Annotated in this window: 22 protein-coding genes; 14 read left to right on the plus strand and 8 right to left on the minus strand. The window is 54.8% G+C overall.

The genetic code is table 11. The features are described from left to right. The first annotated feature begins 130 nt into the window (after positions 1-130). The 3 genes from ACQE3Y_RS13205 to sstT all read left to right on the plus strand — a co-directional run bounded on the left by ACQE3Y_RS13205 (position 131) and on the right by sstT (position 3,843). Entirely contained in the window at positions 131-1,123 is a 993-nt protein-coding gene (locus tag ACQE3Y_RS13205) for a Gfo/Idh/MocA family protein (RefSeq protein ID WP_426981863.1), read from the plus strand. 260 nt (positions 1,124-1,383) lie between these two features. Further along, positions 1,384-2,361 carry a TerC family protein gene (locus ACQE3Y_RS13210; protein WP_426973328.1) on the plus strand — a complete coding sequence of 326 codons (978 nt, stop codon included), beginning with the start codon at positions 1,384-1,386 and terminating at the stop codon, positions 2,359-2,361. Positions 2,362-2,604: 243 nt separating this feature from the next. Next, positions 2,605-3,843: a serine/threonine transporter SstT gene (sstT, locus tag ACQE3Y_RS13215; RefSeq protein WP_426981864.1), complete on the plus strand. Its 1,239-nt coding sequence runs from the start codon at positions 2,605-2,607 to the stop codon at positions 3,841-3,843. Between the two features lie 60 nt (positions 3,844-3,903). Here sstT and ACQE3Y_RS13220 read toward each other — a convergent pair whose 3' ends face one another. The 3 genes from ACQE3Y_RS13220 to uxaC are packed head-to-tail and all read right to left on the minus strand — an operon-like array spanning position 3,904 to position 8,276. Next, positions 3,904-5,394, minus strand: coding sequence for a UxaA family hydrolase (locus ACQE3Y_RS13220; RefSeq protein WP_426981865.1), 1,491 nt, complete (start codon positions 5,392-5,394; stop codon positions 3,904-3,906). A 12-nt stretch (positions 5,395-5,406) separates the two neighbouring features. Continuing rightward, positions 5,407-6,852 (minus strand): tagaturonate reductase, encoded by a 1,446-nt coding sequence (locus ACQE3Y_RS13225; protein ID WP_426981866.1) that lies wholly within the window; start codon positions 6,850-6,852, stop codon positions 5,407-5,409. Positions 6,853-6,866: 14 nt separating this feature from the next. Beyond that, on the minus strand, positions 6,867-8,276 hold the full coding sequence (uxaC, locus tag ACQE3Y_RS13230) for a glucuronate isomerase (protein WP_426981867.1): 1,410 nt from the start codon (positions 8,274-8,276) through the stop codon (positions 6,867-6,869). Between the two features lie 421 nt (positions 8,277-8,697). Between uxaC and ACQE3Y_RS13235 the strand changes: the two genes are divergently transcribed. The 10 genes from ACQE3Y_RS13235 (at position 8,698) to ACQE3Y_RS13280 (ending at position 15,568) form a co-directional block, all read left to right on the plus strand. Next, complete coding sequence (locus ACQE3Y_RS13235; RefSeq protein WP_426973319.1) at positions 8,698-10,002, plus strand: MFS transporter; 1,305 nt, start codon at positions 8,698-8,700, stop codon at positions 10,000-10,002. Between the two features lie 161 nt (positions 10,003-10,163). Beyond that, positions 10,164-10,934: a transcriptional regulator ExuR gene (exuR, locus tag ACQE3Y_RS13240; protein ID WP_426973317.1), complete on the plus strand. Its 771-nt coding sequence runs from the start codon at positions 10,164-10,166 to the stop codon at positions 10,932-10,934. Between the two features lie 339 nt (positions 10,935-11,273). Next, the gene (locus ACQE3Y_RS13245; protein WP_426973316.1) at positions 11,274-11,951 is read left to right on the plus strand and encodes a DedA family protein; all 678 of its coding nucleotides are present in this window, start codon (positions 11,274-11,276) and stop codon (positions 11,949-11,951) included. Then, complete coding sequence (gene mzrA, locus ACQE3Y_RS13250) at positions 11,951-12,325, plus strand: EnvZ/OmpR regulon moderator MzrA (RefSeq protein WP_085069955.1); 375 nt, start codon at positions 11,951-11,953, stop codon at positions 12,323-12,325. Before ACQE3Y_RS13245 ends, mzrA begins: the two co-directional genes overlap by 1 nt. 185 nt (positions 12,326-12,510) lie before the next feature. Then, positions 12,511-12,882 carry a DUF1090 domain-containing protein gene (locus tag ACQE3Y_RS13255; protein ID WP_157130164.1) on the plus strand — a complete coding sequence of 124 codons (372 nt, stop codon included), beginning with the start codon at positions 12,511-12,513 and terminating at the stop codon, positions 12,880-12,882. Positions 12,883-12,924: 42 nt separating this feature from the next. Beyond that, positions 12,925-13,230, plus strand: a complete 306-nt coding sequence (locus tag ACQE3Y_RS13260) for a DUF883 family protein (RefSeq protein WP_085069951.1) — start codon at positions 12,925-12,927, stop codon at positions 13,228-13,230. A gap of 2 nt (positions 13,231-13,232) precedes the next feature. Next, positions 13,233-13,631, plus strand: coding sequence for a phage holin family protein (locus ACQE3Y_RS13265; RefSeq protein ID WP_250650930.1), 399 nt, complete (start codon positions 13,233-13,235; stop codon positions 13,629-13,631). Beyond that, entirely contained in the window at positions 13,628-13,915 is a 288-nt protein-coding gene (locus ACQE3Y_RS13270) for a YqjK-like family protein (protein WP_426973313.1), read from the plus strand. The genes ACQE3Y_RS13265 and ACQE3Y_RS13270 overlap by 4 nt, the downstream gene beginning before the upstream one ends. A 204-nt stretch (positions 13,916-14,119) precedes the next feature. Further along, the gene (locus ACQE3Y_RS13275; RefSeq protein ID WP_426981868.1) at positions 14,120-14,512 is read left to right on the plus strand and encodes a DoxX family protein; all 393 of its coding nucleotides are present in this window, start codon (positions 14,120-14,122) and stop codon (positions 14,510-14,512) included. A gap of 69 nt (positions 14,513-14,581) precedes the next feature. Continuing rightward, positions 14,582-15,568, plus strand: coding sequence for a glutathione S-transferase family protein (locus ACQE3Y_RS13280; RefSeq protein ID WP_426973310.1), 987 nt, complete (start codon positions 14,582-14,584; stop codon positions 15,566-15,568). A gap of 80 nt (positions 15,569-15,648) precedes the next feature. Here the strand turns inward: ACQE3Y_RS13280 and ACQE3Y_RS13285 are convergent, their stop codons facing one another. Beyond that, positions 15,649-16,548 (minus strand): LysR family transcriptional regulator, encoded by a 900-nt coding sequence (locus ACQE3Y_RS13285; protein WP_085069943.1) that lies wholly within the window; start codon positions 16,546-16,548, stop codon positions 15,649-15,651. A gap of 132 nt (positions 16,549-16,680) precedes the next feature. On the opposite strand from ACQE3Y_RS13285, the gene ACQE3Y_RS13290 reads away from it, so the two are divergent. After that, positions 16,681-17,385, plus strand: coding sequence for a pirin family protein (locus ACQE3Y_RS13290; RefSeq protein WP_426973308.1), 705 nt, complete (start codon positions 16,681-16,683; stop codon positions 17,383-17,385). A gap of 39 nt (positions 17,386-17,424) precedes the next feature. On the opposite strand, the gene dolP is transcribed toward ACQE3Y_RS13290, so the two are convergent. From dolP to ACQE3Y_RS13310, 4 genes are read right to left on the minus strand one after another with little or no spacing between them, the layout of a single operon-like run. Further along, positions 17,425-17,997 (minus strand): division/outer membrane stress-associated lipid-binding lipoprotein, encoded by a 573-nt coding sequence (gene dolP, locus ACQE3Y_RS13295; RefSeq protein ID WP_426973306.1) that lies wholly within the window; start codon positions 17,995-17,997, stop codon positions 17,425-17,427. 13 nt (positions 17,998-18,010) lie between these two features. Then, positions 18,011-18,598: a DnaA initiator-associating protein DiaA gene (gene diaA / locus ACQE3Y_RS13300; protein WP_426973305.1), complete on the minus strand. Its 588-nt coding sequence runs from the start codon at positions 18,596-18,598 to the stop codon at positions 18,011-18,013. A 14-nt stretch (positions 18,599-18,612) separates the two neighbouring features. Then, complete coding sequence (locus ACQE3Y_RS13305) at positions 18,613-19,008, minus strand: YraN family protein (RefSeq protein WP_250650936.1); 396 nt, start codon at positions 19,006-19,008, stop codon at positions 18,613-18,615. Next, complete coding sequence (locus ACQE3Y_RS13310; protein ID WP_426973303.1) at positions 18,966-21,029, minus strand: penicillin-binding protein activator; 2,064 nt, start codon at positions 21,027-21,029, stop codon at positions 18,966-18,968. The genes ACQE3Y_RS13305 and ACQE3Y_RS13310 overlap by 43 nt, the downstream gene beginning before the upstream one ends. Position 21,030: the final 1 nt, after the last annotated feature.

The following is a 21,030-nucleotide window of genomic DNA, read 5'->3' on the forward strand; positions in this document are numbered from 1 at the left end:
TCCAGGAAAGAAGCCATGATATTGGAAGGCGGATCGCAGGATCAAATCAGCAGTAGCGCTTTGCCGTAGCGCAACCCAACGCGCATGCTACTCTGCCCTTCTGCACTCAAGCTCAGGAGTTAGAATTTTTATGATTCGCTTCGCTATTGTAGGCACTAACTGGATTACCCGGCAGTTTGTGGAGGCTGCCCATGAAACCGGCAAAATGAAGCTGACCGCCATTTACTCGCGCACGCTGGAACAGGCATTGGCGTTCGCTAAAGATTGTCCGGCCGATCACCTCTTTATCTCACTGGAGCAGATGGCAGCCTGCGCTGAGATTGACGCGGTTTATATCGCCAGCCCTAATGCCCTGCATTGTGAGCAGGCGCTGCTGTTCATGCGTCATAACAAGCATGTGATTTGTGAAAAGCCGCTCGCCTCTACTCTTCAGGAAGCTGAACAGATGATCGCCTGCGCCGCTGAAAATCAGGTGGTGCTGTTTGAAGCGTTTAAAACTGCCTGCCTGCCGGGTTTTCAGGTGATCCAACAGGCCCTGCCGCAGCTTGGCAGGCTGCGTAAGGCGCTGTTCAACTATTGTCAGTACTCTTCCCGCTATCCGCGTTACCTGAACGGCGAGCATCCCAATACTTTCGATCCGCGCTGGTCTAACGGCTCCATTATGGATATTGGCTATTACTGCCTGGCCAGCGCGCTGGCGCTATGGGGCGAGCCGCAACGGGTACAGGCGCAGGCCGCACTACTGGCAAGCGGCGTTGATGCGCACGGTGCGGTGCTGATGCATTACGGCGATTTCGATGTCACGCTGCTGCATTCCAAAGTCAGCGACTCGCATATTCCCAGCGAAATTCAGGGCGAGGCGGGCTCGCTGGTGATAGAAAAACTCTCTGAAGTCCAACGCATTACCTTTATCCCTCGCGGCGGCGCAGCGCAGGATCTGACGCCAGCGCAGCACAGTAACACGATGCGTTATGAAGCTGAGCATTTCGCAGAGCTGGTCGCTAAGCGGCACGTCGAGCATGCAGGATTGTCGTTGGCGTGCAGCACAGCGCGCCTGTTGTCAGAGATCCGTCGGCAAACCGGTGTGGTTTTTCCGGCTGATAAAGCGATCAGATCCACTTAGTGTAAATATTTCAAAATATTACTTTAGATACGTTGCTTATTGACTGGTGCTCTTCTATCTTTCTTTGCAGCAAAGGGGAGTAACTTGTTAGCCGATCGATCGTCATTACGATGCGTTATGCATCCGGTCATCGGGCAACCCGGAATTATTTCTGCGTTGTAAGTGAGACCTTGCCGGAAGGCGGGGTTTTGCTTGCGATAAACAGCGCGGCTGACGTCTTCCGACGTTGGCCGTTTTTGTTTACTGACAGGATATTATTTATGCAAACCGTTGGCACACCGTTACTCTGGGGCAGCTTTGCCGTTGTCGTGCTAATCATGCTGGCGATCGATCTCTTTTTACAGGGACGGCGCGGCGCACAAGCCATGACGCTTAAACAAGCGGCAGTCTGGTCGCTGGTCTGGGTTTCTGTTTCCCTGCTATTCTCCGCCGCTTTTTGGTGGTATCTCGATGGCTCTGCCGGCCGTGAAATGGCGAATACCCAAACCATGGCTTTTTTGACCGGTTATGTACTGGAAAAAGCGCTGGCCGTGGATAACGTTTTTGTCTGGCTGATGCTGTTCGGTTATTTCGCCGTACCGGCTGCCTATCAGCGTCGGGTGCTGATTTACGGCGTGCTGGGCGCCATTGTCCTGCGTACCATTATGATTTTCGCTGGTAGCTGGCTGGTCACTCAGTTTAGTTGGATCCTCTATCTGTTCGGTGCCTTTCTGCTGCTTACCGGTATCAAGATGGCGTTCAGCAAAGAGGAAGATGAAAATTCTGTCGGTGATAAACCGGTGGTGCGCTGGCTGCGCAGTCATTTACGTATGACGGATAATCTGGAAGGCGAGAAATTTTTCGTTCGTCGCAACGGCCTGCTGTATGCCACGCCGCTGCTGCTGGTACTGATTATGGTAGAGCTGAGCGACGTGATTTTTGCCGTCGACAGTATCCCGGCCATTTTTGCCGTTACCACCGATCCCTTTATTGTGCTGACCTCTAACCTGTTTGCGATCCTTGGCCTGCGCGCCATGTATTTTCTGCTGGCGGGCGTGGCAGAACGCTTCTCTATGCTGAAGTATGGCCTGGCGATTGTGCTGGTATTTATCGGTATTAAGATGCTGATTGTTGATATCTGGCATATTCCGGTTTCAGTTTCACTGACTGTGGTTGGGTCGATCCTTGGCCTGACGCTGTTGATCAACGCCTGGGTTAATCACCGAAACGATCGCAATAAAATAAGCAAAGCAGAGTAACAAATTAATATGCTGCGGGGCGCTTAGCGCCCCGTTAATTATTCCGCTCAAACAACATCGAGCAATTGGAATCACTGTCACAATTCCAATAAACAGAAACAAAAAAAGTTGATCCCGCCCTGATAGCCATAATTTCTGCTTTTCCTGCCAACGCATTTCCTTATACTCCTCCAGGCAAACACTCATGCCGCTCGTGGTCTGATAAGGCGGCGACGGCCACAATAACTATTACTGGTTCTCACGATGGAAAAAAGTTCTTCCACGCTGATTGCGCGCCTGCTCGGCGGCAGTCTGGTAAAACAAATTATGGTAGGCCTGGTGGCCGGTATTGCGCTTGCCTGGTTCTCCAAAGATGCAGCGCTGGCGGTGGGCTTACTCGGCTCGCTTTTTGTTAACGCCCTGAAAGCCGTAGCGCCGTTGCTGGTGCTGGTGCTGGTCATCTCCTCGATTGCTAATCACCGACATGGGCAAAAAAGTAATATCCGCCCGATCATCCTGCTGTATCTGTTAAGCACTTTCTTTGCGGCAGTAGTCGCGGTGGTTTGCAGTCATTTCTATCCGCAGATGCTGACCCTGAGCGCGGTGCAAACGGAAATTACCCCGCCATCCGGCATCGCTGAGGTATTAAACGGCCTGCTAATGAGCATGGTTGCGAATCCATTTACTGCTTTAATGAACGCTAACTATATTGGCATCCTGGTTTGGGCAATTGGCTTGGGCATTGCATTTCGCCACAGCAGCGACAATACCCGGCAACTGCTTAGTGATGCCTCCCATGCAGTGACCTGGGTGGTACGCATGGTGATCCGCTGCGCGCCGCTGGGCATCTTTGGTCTGGTTGCCTCGATTCTGGCGTCAACCGGCTTCTCCGCGCTGTGGAATTATGCGCATCTGCTTACCCTGCTGATTGGCTGTATGCTGCTGATGGCGCTGGTGTTTAACCCGCTGCTGGTATGGTGGAAAATCCGCCGCAACCCCTATCCGCTGGTGTTTACCTGCCTGCGTGAAAGTGGCGTGACCGCTTTCTTCACCCGCAGCTCGGCAGCCAATATTCCGGTGAATATGGCGTTGGCGAAGAGGCTGAATCTGGATGAAGATACCTATTCGGTCTCCATCCCGCTGGGTGCAACCATTAGTATGGCGGGCGCTTCCATTACCATTACCGTGTTGACGCTGGCGGCGGTAAATACGCTGGGCATTCAGGTTGATGTGCTCACAGCCGTACTGCTCAGCCTGGTCGCTTCACTGTGTGCCTGTGGCGCATCCGGCGTGGCTGGCGGCTCGCTGCTGCTGATTCCGGTGGCCTGTAATATGTTTGGCATTCCTAATGACATCGCCATGCAGGTAGTGGCGGTTGGCTTTATTATCGGCGTATTGCAGGATTCAGCGGAAACCGCACTGAACTCATCCACCGATATTCTGTTTACCGCTGCCGTTTGTCAGGCGGAAGAACAGCGCACTGCATCAAAGAGCCTTAGCTGACCGCTGAGGGTTTCTGAGCAAAAAAGCGCAATTACAGAGGCGGCCATCAGGCCGCCTCTTTTACAGCGTGACCCCGCTTTTAAAGATCGCCAGCTCGCGGAAATCGTTGCGTTCATTGTTGGTCTGCCTGCCATTCGCCACCTCAACGATATAATCAACAAAGTGCTCCAGCAGCGTTTCCATTGGCGTGTCCAGCACCAGAGGACCGGCGTTGAAATCAATCCAGTGCGGCTTACGCTCTGCCAGCTCACTATTGGTGGCGATTTTTACCGTTGGCACAAAGCCGCCGTAAGGCGTACCGCGCCCGGTGGTAAACAGCACCATATGACAGCCCGCGCCCGCCAGCGCGCTGGTAGCAACCGCGTCATTGCCCGGCGCGCTAAGCAGATTAAGCCCGGGTTGACGCAGACGTTCGCCATATTTCAACACATCCACCACCTGGCTTTGACCGGCCTTTTGCGTACAGCCCAGCGATTTCTCTTCCAGCGTGGTAATGCCGCCCGCTTTATTGCCCGGCGACGGGTTTTCATAGATTGGCTGCTGATGCGCAATAAAATAACGTTTGAAGTCGTTGATCATCGCGACCGTTTTTTCAAACGTCGCCTCGTCGCGACAGCGGCTCATTAGAATACGTTCTGCGCCAAACATCTCCGGCACCTCGGTCAGCACCGTGGTTCCGCCGTTAGCGATCATGCGATCGGAAAAACGTCCCAGCAGCGGGTTGGCGGTAATGCCGGAGAAACCATCTGAGCCGCCGCATTCCAGTCCGAATTTTAGCTCGCTTAGCTTTCCCGGCTCGCGTCGATCGTGGCGCATGGTTTGATAAAGCTGATGCAGGCGTTCCAGCCCCGCCTCGACTTCATCTTCCTGCTGCTGGCAGATCATAAAGCTGACGCGATCGCTATCATAGCCGCCCAGCGTATCGCGAAACGCATCAACCTGATTGTTCTCGCAGCCCAGACCAATCACCAGCACCGCGCCGGCATTGGGATGGCGCACCATATTTTGCAGCATGGTGCGGGTATTCTCATGATCCTGACCGAGCTGTGAGCAGCCAAAAGGATGACTGAACAGATGAACGCCATCGATACCGGCAGCGTCGCCGCTTTCACGCAAAAAGCGCTGCAGGATCTGACGGGCGATGCCGTTGACGCAGCCAACGGTCGGCAGGATCCACAACTCATTACGAATACCGACTTCACCGTTAGCGCGCCGGTAAACCTGCACTTCGCGATCGGCGGCCTGCGGCGGCAGCGTTATAAAATCGGGCTGATATTGATATTCGTCCAGATCGCTGAGGTTGGTTCGCGCATTTTGCGCATGGACATGCTCACCCGCCGCGATCGGCTGCGTGGCGTGCCCGATTGGCAATCCATACTTAATAATGTGTTCATCGACGGCGATCGACCGCAGCGCAAACTTATGTCCGCGGGCTACCGGCTGACGCAACGTGACGGTCACTTGCTCCAGCGTCAGCACGCTACCTTCGTCCAGATCGCTGAGCGCAACGGCGACATTATCGCGCGGCGCTATTTTAATCGCTTGTTGCATAGCCGGTATTCCTCATTGTGGTAACGCCGCCCGCATGCCGTGAGCGGTGATGTTTTGCAGGTGTTGGGTAACGGCCTCCACCAGGCCAGGCTGCTCACTGAGATCGCTTCCCCAGTGCTGCTCATCGCTCAGCACCGTTGCAACCAGCTGCGGCAGCGAGATAGTGCCCTGCGCCTGCTGCGACCAAAGCGTGGCAAAGCGATCCAGCCAGCGCGCATCATCCTGTAGTGGATAACGCTCGCCGTCGCGTTCGCCACGGTAATAAGCGAGCAGCGCCGCCAGCGCAAATGTGATGCGCGTTGGCCAGCGGTTGTTTTGCTGATAGCTGGTCAGCAGCTGCGGTAACAGACGCGTGCGGAATTTAGTCATGCTGTTTAAGGCAATCGACGAAAGCTGATGGTGAATAAAAGGATTGCGGAAACGGCCCAGCACCGCATCCGCAAAGCGGTGAAGATCCTCCGCAGGCAGATCCAGCGTTGGGATCACCTCTTCGCGCAGCATGGCATCGATAAAATGTGCAATGCCATTATCGCTCACCGCCTCGCCGACGGTACCCAACCCGGAAAGCCAGGCTACCGGCACCATTGCCGTATGCGCACCGTTAAGGATCGCCACTTTCTGCTCTTTCCACGGCTTGATATCTTCCACCAGCCGGACATTAAGCGGCAGCGCCGACAGCCGCAGTTCATCGGCTACCTGCTGTGGGCCCTGAATCACAAACTGGTAAAACACCTCACCCGCCACCAGCATCGGATCGCGGTAGCCAAGCTCCACAAACAGCGCTTCAGCCTCTGCCGCCGGATAGCCGGGAACGATGCGATCCACCAGCGTGTTGCAGAAAATATTGTGCTGCTTCACCCAGGCGCTGAAATCCGCTGGCAGTTGCCAGCACTCGGCATAGCGCAGCACCAGCTCGCGCAGCGCGTCGCCGTTATTATCGATCAGCTCGCAGGGCAGGATGATCCAGCCCTTATCCGCCGCGCCGGAGAAATGCTGCCAGCGCGCCCACAATAGCTGGGCAACCTTGCCAGGGAACGAGCGCGCCGGGCGATCTTCCAACCGATCGTCGGCGTTAAAAGCGATGCCCGCTTCGGTGGTATTGGAAAACATAAAGCGAATATGCGCGTCCTGCGCCAGCGCGATAAATTCATCAAACTGCCGATACGGCTGGATCTCGCGGTTTATCGAGCGGATCAGGCGCGGCTCGCTCACCACCTCCCCCTGCGCATTCAACCCACGGATCAGGGCGGTATAAAGTCCGTCCTGATGGTTAAGCGTATAGTCGACCTGACGATCGATCGGCCTGACGACCGTTACGCCCGCAGCCAGATCGCTGTGGGCGTTAAGCAGATCGATCTGCCAGTCGATAAAGGCGCGCAGAAAGTTACCCTCGCCAAACTGGATGATGCGGGTTGGATATTGCGCTCCAGGAAAATTTTTGCGATTCAGTGTTTGCATGACATTTCCCCGGATTAAAGCTCAATGCCAAAATAGTCGCGGGCATTGTTGAAGCAGATGTTTTTCACCATGTTGCCCAACAGATCGATATCCGCCGGCGCTTCGCCGTTTTCTACCCAGCGCCCAATCATCTGGCAGAGCAGACGACGGAAATATTCATGACGCGTGTAAGAAAGGAAGCTACGGCTATCGGTTAACATGCCGACAAAGCGGCTCAGCAGCCCCATCTGCGCCAGCTGCGTCATTTGACGCTGCATACCATCCAGCTGATCGTTAAACCACCACGCGGAACCAAACTGCATCTTGCCTGGCTCGCCCTCACCCTGGAAATTGCCGGCCATCGTCGCCAGCACCTCGTTGTCGCGCGGGTTGAGGCAGTAAAGAATGGTTTTCGGTAAGGCGTTATTGCGGTTTTGCGCATCAAGCAGACGCGCCAGCGGCTCAGCCAGCGGACGATCATTGATAGAGTCGAAACCCACGTCCGGCCCCAGCAGCTGCAGCTGACGGCGGTTATTATTGCGCAGCGCACCGATATGATATTGCTGCACCCAGCCGCGACGGGCGTACTCTGCGCCCAGCCATACCAGCACTGCGGTTTTAAATTGCGCTATCTCCTGTTCCGAAGGCTGCGCTCCCTGCAGGCGACGCGCCAGAATCTCATCCAGCGTGGCATCGTCCGCTTCGGCAAACAGCACCACATCCAGCGCATGATCGGAAACCTTGCAGCCGTGCGCGGCAAAATGATCGAGGCGCTTGCTTAACGCACGGCGTAAATCCTCAAAGCGGCGGATATCGGTATCCGCGACGGCGCCAAGCTTATGCATATAGTCAGCAAAGCCTTCGGCTTCGATATTGAATGCTTTATCAGGACGCCAGCTCGGCAACACCTTAATGGTGAAGCTTTCATCCTGCGCCAGGCGATGATGATGCTGTAAATCGTCTACCGGATCATCGGTGGTTCCCACCATTCGTACGTTCATTTGCTGCATGATGCCGCGTGCGCTAAAGCCATCCTGCGCCAACAATGCGTTGCACTCGTCCCAGATGCGATCGGCGGTTTTTTCTGACAACAGCACATTGGTAATGCCAAACGGACGGCGCAGCTCAAGGTGCGTCCAGTGGTAAAGAGGATTGCCGATGGTATGCGGAACGGTGCGTGCCCAGGCGTTAAATTTTTCACGATCGCTGGCATCGCCGGTGCAAAGCGCTTCCGGCACGCCGTTAGCGCGCATGGCGCGCCATTTATAGTGATCGCCCTTAAGCCAGATGTCGTACAGGTTGTTAAAGCGATAGTTATCAGCGATCTGCTGCGGCGGCAGGTGACAGTGGTAATCAAAGATCGGTTGATCGGCCGCGTAGTCATGATACAGACGGCGGGCAAACTCACTATCCAGCAAAAAATCTTCGGTCATAAAACGGGACATTCCGATCTCCTTTTACATGAACGTTATCGATGCGTTCACCTGATGGCAAAAAGTTATCATACCAATTAAAGCTATAGCAGCGATTATTTTGCGATACAGCTCACATATCAGACAACGTCGCGCCCGTTGGTTGACGGCCAACTGCCTTGCAAGCCAGTAATCACCTGACATTTCTTGGGTTTGAGTATCCCACATTGCAAAAATGGGTTTTGTGATGGCATTCAACTTTTAAATCGGTATGACAAGTTATCGTCTGCCGGTCAGATTTTGATGAGCAGAAATTTCTCTCACAGGTAAGGAATGGAAAAGGGCAAAGGCAAGGTCTTGCTCACGGATGCTTTCTGTACGCAGTTGACCGCGGCAGACCCGCAATAAAAAACAACAGCGGCACAGCCGCAAACAGAACTGGAAGAGGTATGACATGCGTAAAATAAAAGGGCTACGCTGGTATATGATCGGTCTGGTGACCATCGGTACCGTGCTGGGTTACCTGACACGTAACGCCATTGCCGTAGCAGCGCCAACGCTTGAGGCACAGCTTCATATCACCACGCAGCAATACTCTTATATCGTAGCCGCCTACTCTGCCTGCTATACCGTTATGCAGCCGGTGGCCGGTTACATTCTCGATATCCTTGGCACCAAGGTCGGCTATGCCGTGTTTGCGATTATGTGGGCAATCTTCTGCGCCGCAACCGCACTGGCAAACAGCTGGGGCGGTCTGGCGATTGCGCGTGCCGCCGTGGGTGCCGCCGAAGCGGCCATGATCCCCGCCGGCCTGAAAGCCAGCAGCGAATGGTTTCCGGCAAAAGAGCGCTCTATTGCGGTGGGCTATTTCAATGTTGGCTCCTCGATTGGCGCAATGGTTGCGCCGCCGCTGGTGGTATGGGCTATCGTCGCCCATAGCTGGCAAATGGCGTTTATTATTACCGGCGTCCTCAGCCTGATCTGGGCGCTTTGCTGGCTGGTATTTTATAAACATCCCAGGCAGCAGAAAAAACTCAGTGATAGCGAGCGCGACTATATTCTTTCCGGTCAGGAATCGCACCATCAGCTCGACAACGGCAAAAAAATGAGCGCCGGCCAGATCCTGCGTAACCGCCAGTTCTGGGGCATTGCCCTGCCTCGCTTCCTGGCGGAACCCGCCTGGGGCACCTTCAATGCCTGGATCCCGCTGTTTATGTTCAAAACCTACGGCTTTAATCTGAAAGAGATCGCCATGTTTGCCTGGATGCCGATGCTGTTTGCCGATCTCGGCTGCATTGTTGGCGGCTACCTGCCTCCGCTATTTCAACGGCTGTTTGGCGTTAACCTGATTGTTTCACGCAAGCTGGTAGTAACAATGGGCGCGGTATTGATGATAGCGCCCGGCACCATTGGCCTGTTTACCAGTCCCTACGTGGCGATTGCCCTGCTGTGCGTCGGCGGCTTTGCACATCAGGCGCTTTCCGGCGCGCTGATTACGCTCTCTTCTGATGTGTTTGGTCGTAATGAGGTGGCTACAGCCAACGGGCTGACCGGCATGGCCGCCTGGACCGCCAGCACCATGTTTGCGCTGGTGGTTGGCGCGCTGGCCGATACGCTGGGCTTCAGCCCGCTGTTTGCTGCGCTGGCGGTATTCGATCTGCTGGGTGCGTTAGTGATTTGGACAGTGCTGAAAAACAAACCGGCCGCCGAACTGGCGCAGACGCCTGCCGCGCCTGCTGCCGAGCCGGTACGTAGTTAGTTGCTTCAGGGCGTGCATCGCCAGATGCGCGCCTCTCTGTTCTCCCCTTCTTTCTTGGTTGACCAACAACGCATTTCCCTCTTCTTACCCTCTGGAGTGATTGGCCTTCATGCCGCTAAGTGGTATAACAACTTACAGAACACACCAGCAGGAAATGGATTATGGAAATCAGCGAACCGCGTCGTCTTTATCAACAGCTGGCCTCAGAGCTAAAAAATCGCATTGAATCGGGGCAGTATCAGGTTGGCGATAAGCTACCAGCAGAACGTTTAATCGCTGAAGAGATGCAGGTCAGCCGCACCGTGGTGCGTGAGGCGATCATTATGCTGGAGGTGGAAGGCTACGTGGAAGTGCGCAAGGGTTCCGGCATTCATGTTATTTCCAGCCAGCAGAACCCGCGCATTATCACCAACAGCCAGCTGGAGTTTGCGAATTTCGGCCCTTTTGAACTGCTACAGGCGCGTCAGCTTATTGAAAGTAACGTGGCGGAATTCGCCGCGACGCGTGTGACCAGGCAGGACATTGTGCAGCTTATGGAGATCCAGCAGGAGGCGCGCAAAGAAGATCGCTTTCGCGATTCCGAATGGGATATGCGTTTTCATGTACAAATCGCCATGGCGACGCAAAATAGCGCGCTGGCGGCGATTGTGGAAAAAATGTGGCTGCACCGCACGCATAATCCTTACTGGCTAAAGCTGCATGAACATATAGATGAACGCGCTATTGGCAGCTGGTGCAACGACCACGATATGATTCTGAAAGCGTTAATGCGTAAAGATCCGGCCGCCGCCAAGCTGGCGATGTGGCAGCATCTGGAAAATACCCGCCAGATGTTATTTAACGCCACAACCGACGATTTTGAGTTCAACGTTGACCGTTATATGTTTGCCGAAAACCCGGTTATCCTGCCCGATACCTCCTCTTCCCGCTAAAAACAGACGCTTTGGCTAACAAAGCGTCTAAAGTCAGCTAATTTACTTTAGTGTCAGCCAGTGTAAAGCTCCTTTCAGCCAGTGATTTTCAACGGTAAAACTTTTAGTCAGTGGTAACTTTCCCTGTCTCGTCAGGGTGGATTTTGTTACAGTTATCCACCTTTTCTTACCCTTTCGCGGCGGGAAAGAAGAATGCATCGTTTTTTATCAGCCATCCAGGCAAAAAGGCGATTACCTGGCCTGCGGTAGCGGCGACTACAATTAACAAAAACGACCCATCCGCCCTCCCGGCCTCTTTATCGATGAGCCAGTGTTAACAATGAAGTTCAGGAACAATGAATGGATATTTTAAAAGCGCTGTTGCAAGCATTATGGCAACAAGATTTTGAGACCCTGGCCGATCCGACGCTGGTCTGGGCAATTTATGGCGTACTGTTTATGATTCTGTTTCTGGAGAATGGCCTGCTTCCCGCAGCCTTTCTTCCCGGCGACAGCCTGCTTATTCTGGTGGGCGTGCTGATAGCCAAAGGCACAATGAATTTTCCGCTTACCCTGTTTATCCTTACCACCGCAGCCAGCCTTGGCTGCTGGGTTAGCTATATTCAGGGGCGATGGCTGGGCAATACGCCTACGGTGCAAAACTGGCTATCCCATTTGCCTGCGCAATATCATCAGCGCGCCCATCAGCTGTTTCACCGCCACGGCCTCTCTGCGCTGTTAATTGGTCGCTTTATCGCTTTCGTTCGTACGCTGCTGCCCACCATCGCCGGCCTTTCCGGTCTGAGCAACGCGCGCTTTCAGTTCTTTAACTGGATGAGCGGCTTTTTGTGGGTGTTGATCCTGACGGTGATGGGCTTTGCGCTGGGTAAAACGCCGATCTTCCGCCGCTATGAAGATGAACTGATGTTCTGCCTGATGCTGTTGCCGCTGGTGCTGCTGGTGTTTGGGCTGGTAGGCTCGCTGGTGGTACTGTGGCGTAAACGGAACAGTAACGGCAAGCAAAAAGGTCAACCATAATGCAATGGTTACAGCCTCTTTTACGCCAGCCGCTGCGCTGGCTGCTGGTTGGATTACTGGCGATCATTACCTTTGCGCTGGTACCGGCCCTGTTTCGCCATGAGAACGCCCTGCAAATTCGCGCTGCCGAACAGGGCGTGACCTTGCCGGATGGATTTTATGTCTGGCAGCGGCTTAACGCCCAGGGGATTCAGGTAAAAAGCATTACGCCCGCCCAGGATTCGCTGGTTTTGCGCTTTGAGTCGCAGGAACAGAGCCTGGCGGCACAGCGTGCCCTGCTTAAAATTCTGCCGCATGGGTTTGATATCGCTCAGATGGAAAACAGCGGCGGCTGGCTGAATAAGATCTCGCTGCGCCCGCAATCTGTAGGTTAACCCCGTTCCACAGCGTCATTCCTGTTCCCAAAACAGGCTTTCTTCCTCAACACTTTTGAGCTTTCCGGAAAGAGTGTCTATTCTTACAAAAGGTTATGAGGCGGCATGGCTGCCAGCCTTATAGCTGCTGCATCTTTACCGTTCACAGGAAACGGCTGAATTTAACAATGGAAGGTCATGATCGGATGAAATTTCGTACCTCGCTTTTTCTGGCTCTTTTTTCCCTTTCCGGCTTTACCCACGCCGCTGGCGTACTCTGTTTGCAGAAAGAGAAAAACATTGAGCATGAGATCGCAGTTGCTAAACAACATGATAATCAACGCCGGGTGAACGGTCTTGAGCGCGCTCTGACGGAAGTCCGCGCCAGCTGCACTGATGAAAAGCTCAAAGCGGCTCATCAGGAAAACATCAACGCGAAAAAGCGGGAAGTGGCAGAGCGAGAGCAAGATTTAAAAGATGCCGAAGAAGATGGCGATAAGGAAAAAATCGCTAAACGCCAACGAAAATTACAGGAAGAACGCGAAGAGCTTAAAGCGCTTCAGTCTGCTCCCTGGTAACCCATTTACAGCGTACATTGCCTGAGAATAAAGGAGTGTTTCATGTCAAAAGATACTACGTCAGAACACCTGCGCGCCGAGCTAAAGAATCTGGCGGATACGCTGGAAGAAGTGCTTAGCCATTCCACCGATAAATCAAAATCAGAAATGGATAAACTGCGTAGCAAAGCGCGTGCCGCGCTGGATGAGTCGCGCCTGCGTCTCGGTGAAACCGGCGACCGCCTGTCGCAGACAACCCGTGAAGCGGTGAGCCACGCTGATGATTACGTGCGTGAAAATCCCTGGCACGGCGTAGGGATTGGCGCAGCCATCGGGCTGGCCATCGGCATGCTGATTTCGCGTCGTTAATTATGGCCGATTCTCAGCAGAGCCACGGCCCGGGCAAAGGGGTCATAAACATCGGACAGCGTCTCGTCACTACGCTGGTTAGCATGGTAGAAACCCGTGTACGCCTTGCTGTGGTCGAGCTGGAAGAGGAAAAGGCTAATCTGATACAGATGCTGTTGATGATTGGCCTGACTATGCTGTTTACCGCGTTTGGTCTGATGAGCCTGATGGTGTTGATTATCTGGGCGGTTGACGCGCAGTATCGCCTGATGGTCATTGGTATTACAACTTGCGTTCTGTTTGTGCTGGCGCTGTTTTTTGGCCTCTGGACGCTACGTAAGTCACGTAAATCCACGCTGCTTCACCATACACGGAAAGAGCTCTCTTCTGACCGTCAAATGTTGGAGGACCGCCACCCATGACGCGTGCTGACCGTGAACGACGTAAAGCGGATCTGCTAATAACTATTCACCAGCAGCGCCTCGATCTTAGTCTGGCGCGCCGTGAATGGCTGTTGGAAACCGCCCGTTACGATCGCGGTTGGATGACGCTGCTTAGTCTGCGTAGCTATCTGGCTATCGGTAGCAGTGCATTAGCGATCTGGTCGGTACGTAACCCCAACTTTTTGATGCGTTGGGCGAAGCGTGGTCTGGGCTTATGGAGCACCTTGCGACTGATAAAATCCAATCTGCCGCGTAAGAAATAGCGCTTCCTTTGATTGCCTGCCGACCCGCAGGCAATCAGTATCAATTTTATTGAACCTCTTTGACAGTTTATCTTGCTTACAAATCTTTCCCCGCCCACTTATTATCCTCCTCAGTTACCGAGAGCAGCGCGTAATCGCCTGCAATCACACTAAATACTTGCTCAGGCGCTTTTGGCCTGAGAAAAAACAACGCTGGGGAACATCATGAAAAAATTCGAAGATATTGGCCTGCTGGTAGCACGGATTCTACTGCCGATCCTGTTTATCGTGTCTGGCTGGGGTAAAGTCACTGGCTATGATGGTACCGCGCAGTATATGCAGGCGATGGGCGTACCGGCGTTTATTCTGCCGTTGGTTATCCTGCTTGAGCTGGGCGGTGGGCTGGCAATTATGATCGGTTTTCTCACGCGCTTTACCGCACTGTTTACCGCAGTTTTTACGGTGTTGACCGCTTTCCTGTTCCACAGCAATTTCGCTGAGGGCGTTAACGCAATTATGTTCATGAAAAACCTGTCGATCGCGGGTGGCTTCCTGCTGCTGGGGATCAGCGGTCCGGGCGCTTACAGCATCGACCGCCTGCCTGGTAAAAAGTGGTAAGCGCTGGCTATACTTAACTCTCAACGGGCGAGAATGGTGCATTCTCGCCCCTTTGATTTTGGAGGCTTTATGGGACAACTGGTTGATGGCGTCTGGCAGGATACCTGGTACGACACTAAATCAAACGGCGGCCGCTTTAAGCGCTCCGAGTCCGCGTTTCGTAACTGGGTTACCGCTGATGGTAGCGCGGGACCAACGGGAAAAGCGGGATTTACTGCCGAGCGCGATCGCTATCATCTCTATGTATCCCTTGCCTGCCCGTGGGCGCATCGCACGCTGTTGATGCGTCAGTTAAAAGGGCTGGAGCAGATGATTTCCGTTTCGGTGGTACATCCGCTGATGCTGGAAAATGGCTGGACGTTCGCTACCGATTTCCCGGCGGCCACCGGCGATACGCTTTATCAGCATGACTTTCTTTATCAGCTTTATCAGCATGCCGATGCAGACTATAGCGGTCGGGTAACGGTGCCCGTGCTGTGGGATAAACAGCAGCAGACCATTGTCAGCAATGAATCTGCCGATATTATCCGTATGTTTAACACCGCTTTTGACGCTGTCGGCGCACGCGCCGGGGATTACTATCCCGTTGAACTGCGTGCGGAGATCGATGAGCTGAACGGCTGGATCTACGATACGGTGAATAATGGCGTCTATAAATCGGGTTTTGCCACTTCACAGGCAGCGTATGACGAAGCTGTAGAGGCGCTGTTTCGCTCGTTAAATCGTCTGGAGCAGATCCTGGGTCAGCATCGCTGGCTGACCGGAAATCAGCTTACCGAAGCGGATCTTCGGTTGTGGACCACGCTGGTGCGCTTCGATCCGGTGTACGTTACCCATTTTAAATGCGACAGGCATCGTATCGGCGACTATCTCAATCTGAACGGCTTTTTACGCGATATCTGGCAGATGCCGGGCATTGCCGGGACGGTTAACCTGCAACATATCCGCCATCACTACTATTGCAGCCATAAAACTATTAACCCCAGCGGCGTGATCTCCACAGGGCCCGCTTTTGACTGGGATGAGCCGCACGGGCGCGACGAACGCTTTTCCTGACTGGCAGCTGGGGTAAGGTTAATGACCGCTCGCCTGCCAGATGGCGATTTCCGGGGTAACTATTTCGCGAGGCGCTCTGGTTACCCTTTTTTGGCCAGCAGGCGCGGGATTTCACGCAGGCACCAGGCTTTAGCCTCGCCCATGCTGTCGCGCCGCCAGGCCATGATAATATCAATTTCACTGGTGGTTTCAGGGCTAACCACGCGCAGACGGCCTTCGGCGATATCCTGCTCCACCAGCGGATAAGGCATGCTTGCCACACCTAAGCCCGCCAGCAAGGCGCGGCGCTTATCATCCATGCTGCTGAGCGTCAGGCGCTGCTGCTTATCCAGCAGCTGTACCGTCAGAACCGGCCTTTCACGGGCGGTATCCGCTACCGCTATCCCGCGATATTTCACGCGTGTTGTTTCAGAAAGCGGCTCCGGTTCCTGATGAATCGGATGATCCGGGCTGGCGACAATCACGCTCATAATGCTATAGAGTTTGCGGGTGTTGATCTCGGCGGAGGCACGAAAGTGCAGATCCGGCGCCACAACAATATCGGCCCGTCCCTGCTCCAGCCGTTCCCAGGCACCTGCCAGCACCTCGGTAATTAACGACATTTGCGTATTCGCTTTTTCCGATAGCTTTTCCACCAGCGGAAATAACGTTTCAGTAGGCACCAGCGCCTCGGTAACGATGGTGAGATGAGTTTCCCAGCCACGCGCCAGCGCTTCCGCATCGGTGGTGAGTTTATCGGCTGCTTCCAGCAACACCCGCCCGCGCTCCAGTAGCATACGCCCTACGTTAGTGAATTTAGTGCGGTGGCCAGAGCGATCGAACAACACCACATCTAACTCTTCTTCCAGTTTTTGCATGGTGTAGCTGAGGGCGGAAGGTACGCGGCCCAGTTCGTCAGCCGCTGCAGCAAAGCTGCCGCGCCGATCGATAGCGTCCATCACGCGTAGTGCTTCCAAAGTCAGGGCCCGATCTTTTGCCATAACACGTCTCTGTCAGTAATTTTGAATATGCCTGGCAGATTAACTGGCTAACAATCCGCCGTCCAGATATTTACCATAGAAACCTGACAGATGACCTGGCGATATAAACCAGCGCTGGAGAGGTAATCTACAATGATGAAACCACGTACTGCGAAACAGTGCGGTCAGGCCGATTACGGCTGGCTGCAGGCGCGTTATACATTTTCCTTTGGCCACTATTTTGATCCAAAACTTCTGGGTTATGCCTCGTTGCGGGTACTGAATCAGGAAGTCCTCGCGCCCGGCGCCGCCTTCCAGCCGCGCACTTATCCACGCGTGGATATCCTTAACCTGATCCTGCAGGGCGAAGCGGAATATCGCGATAGTGAAGGCAATTATTGCCGCGCCAGCGCAGGCGATGCTCTGCTGCTGGCGACGCAGCCTGGCGTCACCTGGAGCGAGCAAAACGTGAACCGCGATGCGCCGCTGACCCGGATTCAGCTCTGGCTGGACGCTTGTCCGCAACGTGAAAATCCCGTGGTGCAGCAGCTGCCGCTGGCGTTAAATCAACCCCACCAGCTACTCGCCTCGCCCGATGGCGAGAACAGCAGCCTGCAGGTGCGCCAGCAGGTCTGGATCCATCAGATCACGCTGGAACCTGGTCAGGAATGGCATCAGCCGCTGCAAGGCTCGCGCGCCTGGCTACAGTCGATTCATGGTGAATTTCAGGCGATGTCGGCAAATGGCGAACAGGAAGCGTTGGGCTGCGGCGATGGCGCTTTTATCTGCGATGAAACCAGCATTCGCCTGAAGGCGCAAACGCCACTGCGCGCGCTGATAGTGGATTTGATGAGTTAAGCAGAAAGTTGGGGCGACGCTAACACCGCCCCGGCAAGATTATTTCAGAATGGTAAAAGCGGTAGTGACATGCTTCACGCCACTTACCCGGCTGGCGATATCCGCCGCCGCGCTGGCTTCTCTCTGGGTTACCAGACCCAGCAGGAACACTTCGCCATTTTCAGTGGTGACCTTCACATTGGAAGATTTCACCTGATCGCTGCCCAGCAGCTGTGAACGTACTTTGGTGGTGATCCAGGTATCGGAAGAGGCGGTACCCAGCGTCACTTTCGGCCCCTGACGAATTTCGTTATACACTTCCGCTGCGCCATCAACCCCCATGGTGATCTGCTTCGCGCGATCGGCTAATTCCGCGCTCGGCGCCTGACCGGTCAGCAGCACTTTGCCCTGATAAGCGGTGGCCACGATATGCGCCTCTTTCTTGATTTGCTGATCTTTCGCCAGCGCGTTGCTGACGCGCAGCTCCAGCGTACTGTCATCTACCTGGGTTCCTACGGTACGCGGATCGGTTGCGCTTTTGGTCGCTACCGCCGCGCTGCCCACCACAACGGCGGCACAGCCCTGTAATAACAGGGCAGCAAAGATCACTGCCAGTGCAGATAATGCCTTCATTACATCTCCTTGTTTATTCCTGATGAGGAAACAGAGTGTTATCGATCAAATCACACAGGCAGTTCACGGTAAGCATATGCATTTCATGAATCCTGGCGCTTCTGTGTGATGGAATGCGGATCTCCACATCCTGCGGGCCCAGCAGTCCAGCCAGCTCGCCGCCATCATAGCCGGTCAGGGCAATGATGGTCATATCGCGTGTGACCGCCGCTTCTACCGCCTTAACGATATCGCGACTGTTGCCACGCGTAGAGATCGCCAGCAGCACGTCCCCCGTCTGGCCTAACGCCCGGACCTGTTTAGCATAAACCTCGACGTGCAGACGATCGTCGCCAATCGCCGTCAGCAGGATATTGTCCGCGCTTAGTGCCAGCGCCGGCAGGCTGGGACGCTCTGCTTCATAACGGTTAATCATGCTGGCGGCAAAATGCTGGGCATTTGCCGCCGAAGTGCCGTTGCCGCAGCAGAGGATCTTGTTGCCGTTCAACAGCGATTGCACTATGGTCATTGCCGCACGGGAAATGGCATCGGGTAACGCCTCCGCAGCGGCTATCTGGGTCTGTATACTTTCCGTAAAACAGGCTTTTATTCTTTCCAGCACACTACCACCTGGTTCTAAATGTGGGCTTGAAACGCATCGGGCAGCCAGGTTAGCTGCTGCCCGGTAATGGCGACGATGTCGAAACGACACTCTACCGTATCAAAACTGGCGTTGCGCGCCGCCAGCCACAGGGCGGCGCTGCGTAACAGTTTTTGCTGCTTGCGCCAGGTTACGCTGACGGCCGCGCCGCCAAAATGCGCGTCGCGACGATAGCGTACCTCGACAAACACCCACTGTCGCCCGTCACGCATAATTAAATCCAGCTCGCCAACACGATATCGCACGTTGGCGGCGACAAATACCAACCCCGCCTGCTCCAGATAACGGCGCGCTATGCGTTCATAGCGCGCGCCTTGTTGCTGACGGCTTAGCTGGCCGGGACCACCTGCCCCTGACGATACTGGCTCCATGTCAACTTCCTGTTGATAACGCAATCATCCGTGGCGCTCAATTGACCGGTGTTGCCATCAATACGGAAACCGGGCATCTGACGCATTTCGCTAAAGTGGTTAGCCAGCGTCCAGGCATCAATGCCCATCGCATACAGGCGAACCAGCGAGTAATCATTATTAAAGCTGCGCGCTGCCTGCTGCATCAGCCCTGGATTCGCGCCCGACAGCAGCGGAATGTCGCTAAACTGTAGCCCTTCCATTTCCAGACGGAAATCAGGACCGGCACCGGCCTGGAAGCTGCGCGAGCTGGCATAGAGCGCAACATTGTTGCGGCTGCTGATGCGCATGGCGATCATCGGCTTAATCAGTTGCAGTTCGCTCTGAGTGGCCACGATATAAACCGCATCCACCGCGCCGCCGCTGGCTGTAGCCTCAGGCTGCGTGCTGCTCTGTGGTGCCGGGATCGTCAGGCCAGCAATAGTAATGCCCTGCGGTTCGCTTGCCGCTGGCGTCACCGGCGTACCGCTCAGGCTGATGCCTGCGCCGCTGTTGATGCCCTGCTTCAGCTCAGCTGAGGAGCCGAACCCCTGCTGCTGCACCGTACCGCCGCCCAGCGTTTGCCACTCCTGTGCAAATGCTTTGCTGACGCGATCGCCCAGCGAGCTACGCGGCACCAGCAATAACGGCATGCGTTTGCCCTGTTGCCAAATATGATGCGCAGCATCTCGCGCCTCGTCTTCAGGAGAAAGCGCAAAGTAGCAAAGATTCGGATGGTTCTGGATTTTTTCCGGCTCATTAAGCGCCAGCACATTCAACGGCGTGGAGGAATCCGCCAGCTGCTGCACCTTATCCTTCAGCAACGGTCCAATCACCAGTGTCGCGCCATCCTGCTGCGCCTGCGCCAATACCTGCTGAATCGGCTGCGAGCTGGTGTCATACACTTTTACCTCGGCGTTGCTGGCCGGGGCGGTGGTGACGCTGGCCGCAGGCTGCGCGGCAGGCGGTGCTGTTTCGGTGCTGGCTGCGCTGTCGCCAGGCGCGGCGGAGGGACTGACAACCGCATCTGCGTTCTGCGTTGCAGCATCGCCGGCTGCCGGTTCAGCGCTCTGCGCGCCATCGTTGGATAACGCAACCGGATTTTGCGCACTGCCAACGGCAGGCGCCGGTGGTGCATTCAGCAGGCCGTTTTTCGCATCGTTAAAACCTTTCTGGATTGCGCTGGCAAAAACCTGCGCCTGGCCGCTCAGCGGCAGCAGCAGCGCGATTTTATTAGTGGAGGCGGGCTGGAAGTTCTGCACCTGGCCGAGCGCCGTAGGCAGCGTTTTTGCCGCCGGGTTTTGCGGGTAGCGTATCTGCCAGTCGCTAATCCCCGCTTTCAGCATATCGGGCTCGGTACGATTCGCCTTGTACACGTTGAGCAGATCGAGCCAGCCCTGCAGCGTATTTTCATCCGCGTTAATCGCCAGGCTGTTCATCTCCTCTGGCGGCAGCTGCGTCAGCGTCTGCCAGGTGGCATCGATATTATCCTGATGCGCTTTGTCGGTTAACAGCGGCTCCTGCGCAATCAGCATGCGCACCAGATCCAACGACGGTCGTCCCTGGTTAGCGGCAATTTTCAGGCCGTAGTAGCGTTGCTGCTGATCTTTCGACAGGATTGAGGGATCAAGCTTCGCCAGTATCGCCTGCGCGCTGGGGATATCCTGATTGCCAAGACGCAGCTGGGCGGTAAGCAACTGTAGCTCCTGACGCTGCGTGTCGCTCAGCTGCTGCGGCAGCTGATTAATTTGCTGGTATGCCTGGGGATACTTCCCTTCGTTAAGCAGTGCACGTATCGCAAGTAATTGCCAGTCAGCCTTGTTATCATCTGGGCTTTGCTGCACCTGCTGCAGGTAGTAGCTGGATGTGCCCGTTGCCGGTCCCTGAATATTTACCGAGGGAGCCTGCGGCGTCTGGCCGGTACAGGCTGCTAAGATCAGCCCAGCCAGGAGAACAGGCACAAAGCGCCCTGCTTTTTTTCGAACGACTTTTGAAGGAAGCATA

It is taken from the genome of Pantoea sp. FN0305, assembly GCF_050113845.1.
GTDB lineage: Bacteria > Pseudomonadota > Gammaproteobacteria > Enterobacterales > Enterobacteriaceae > Mixta > Mixta alhagi.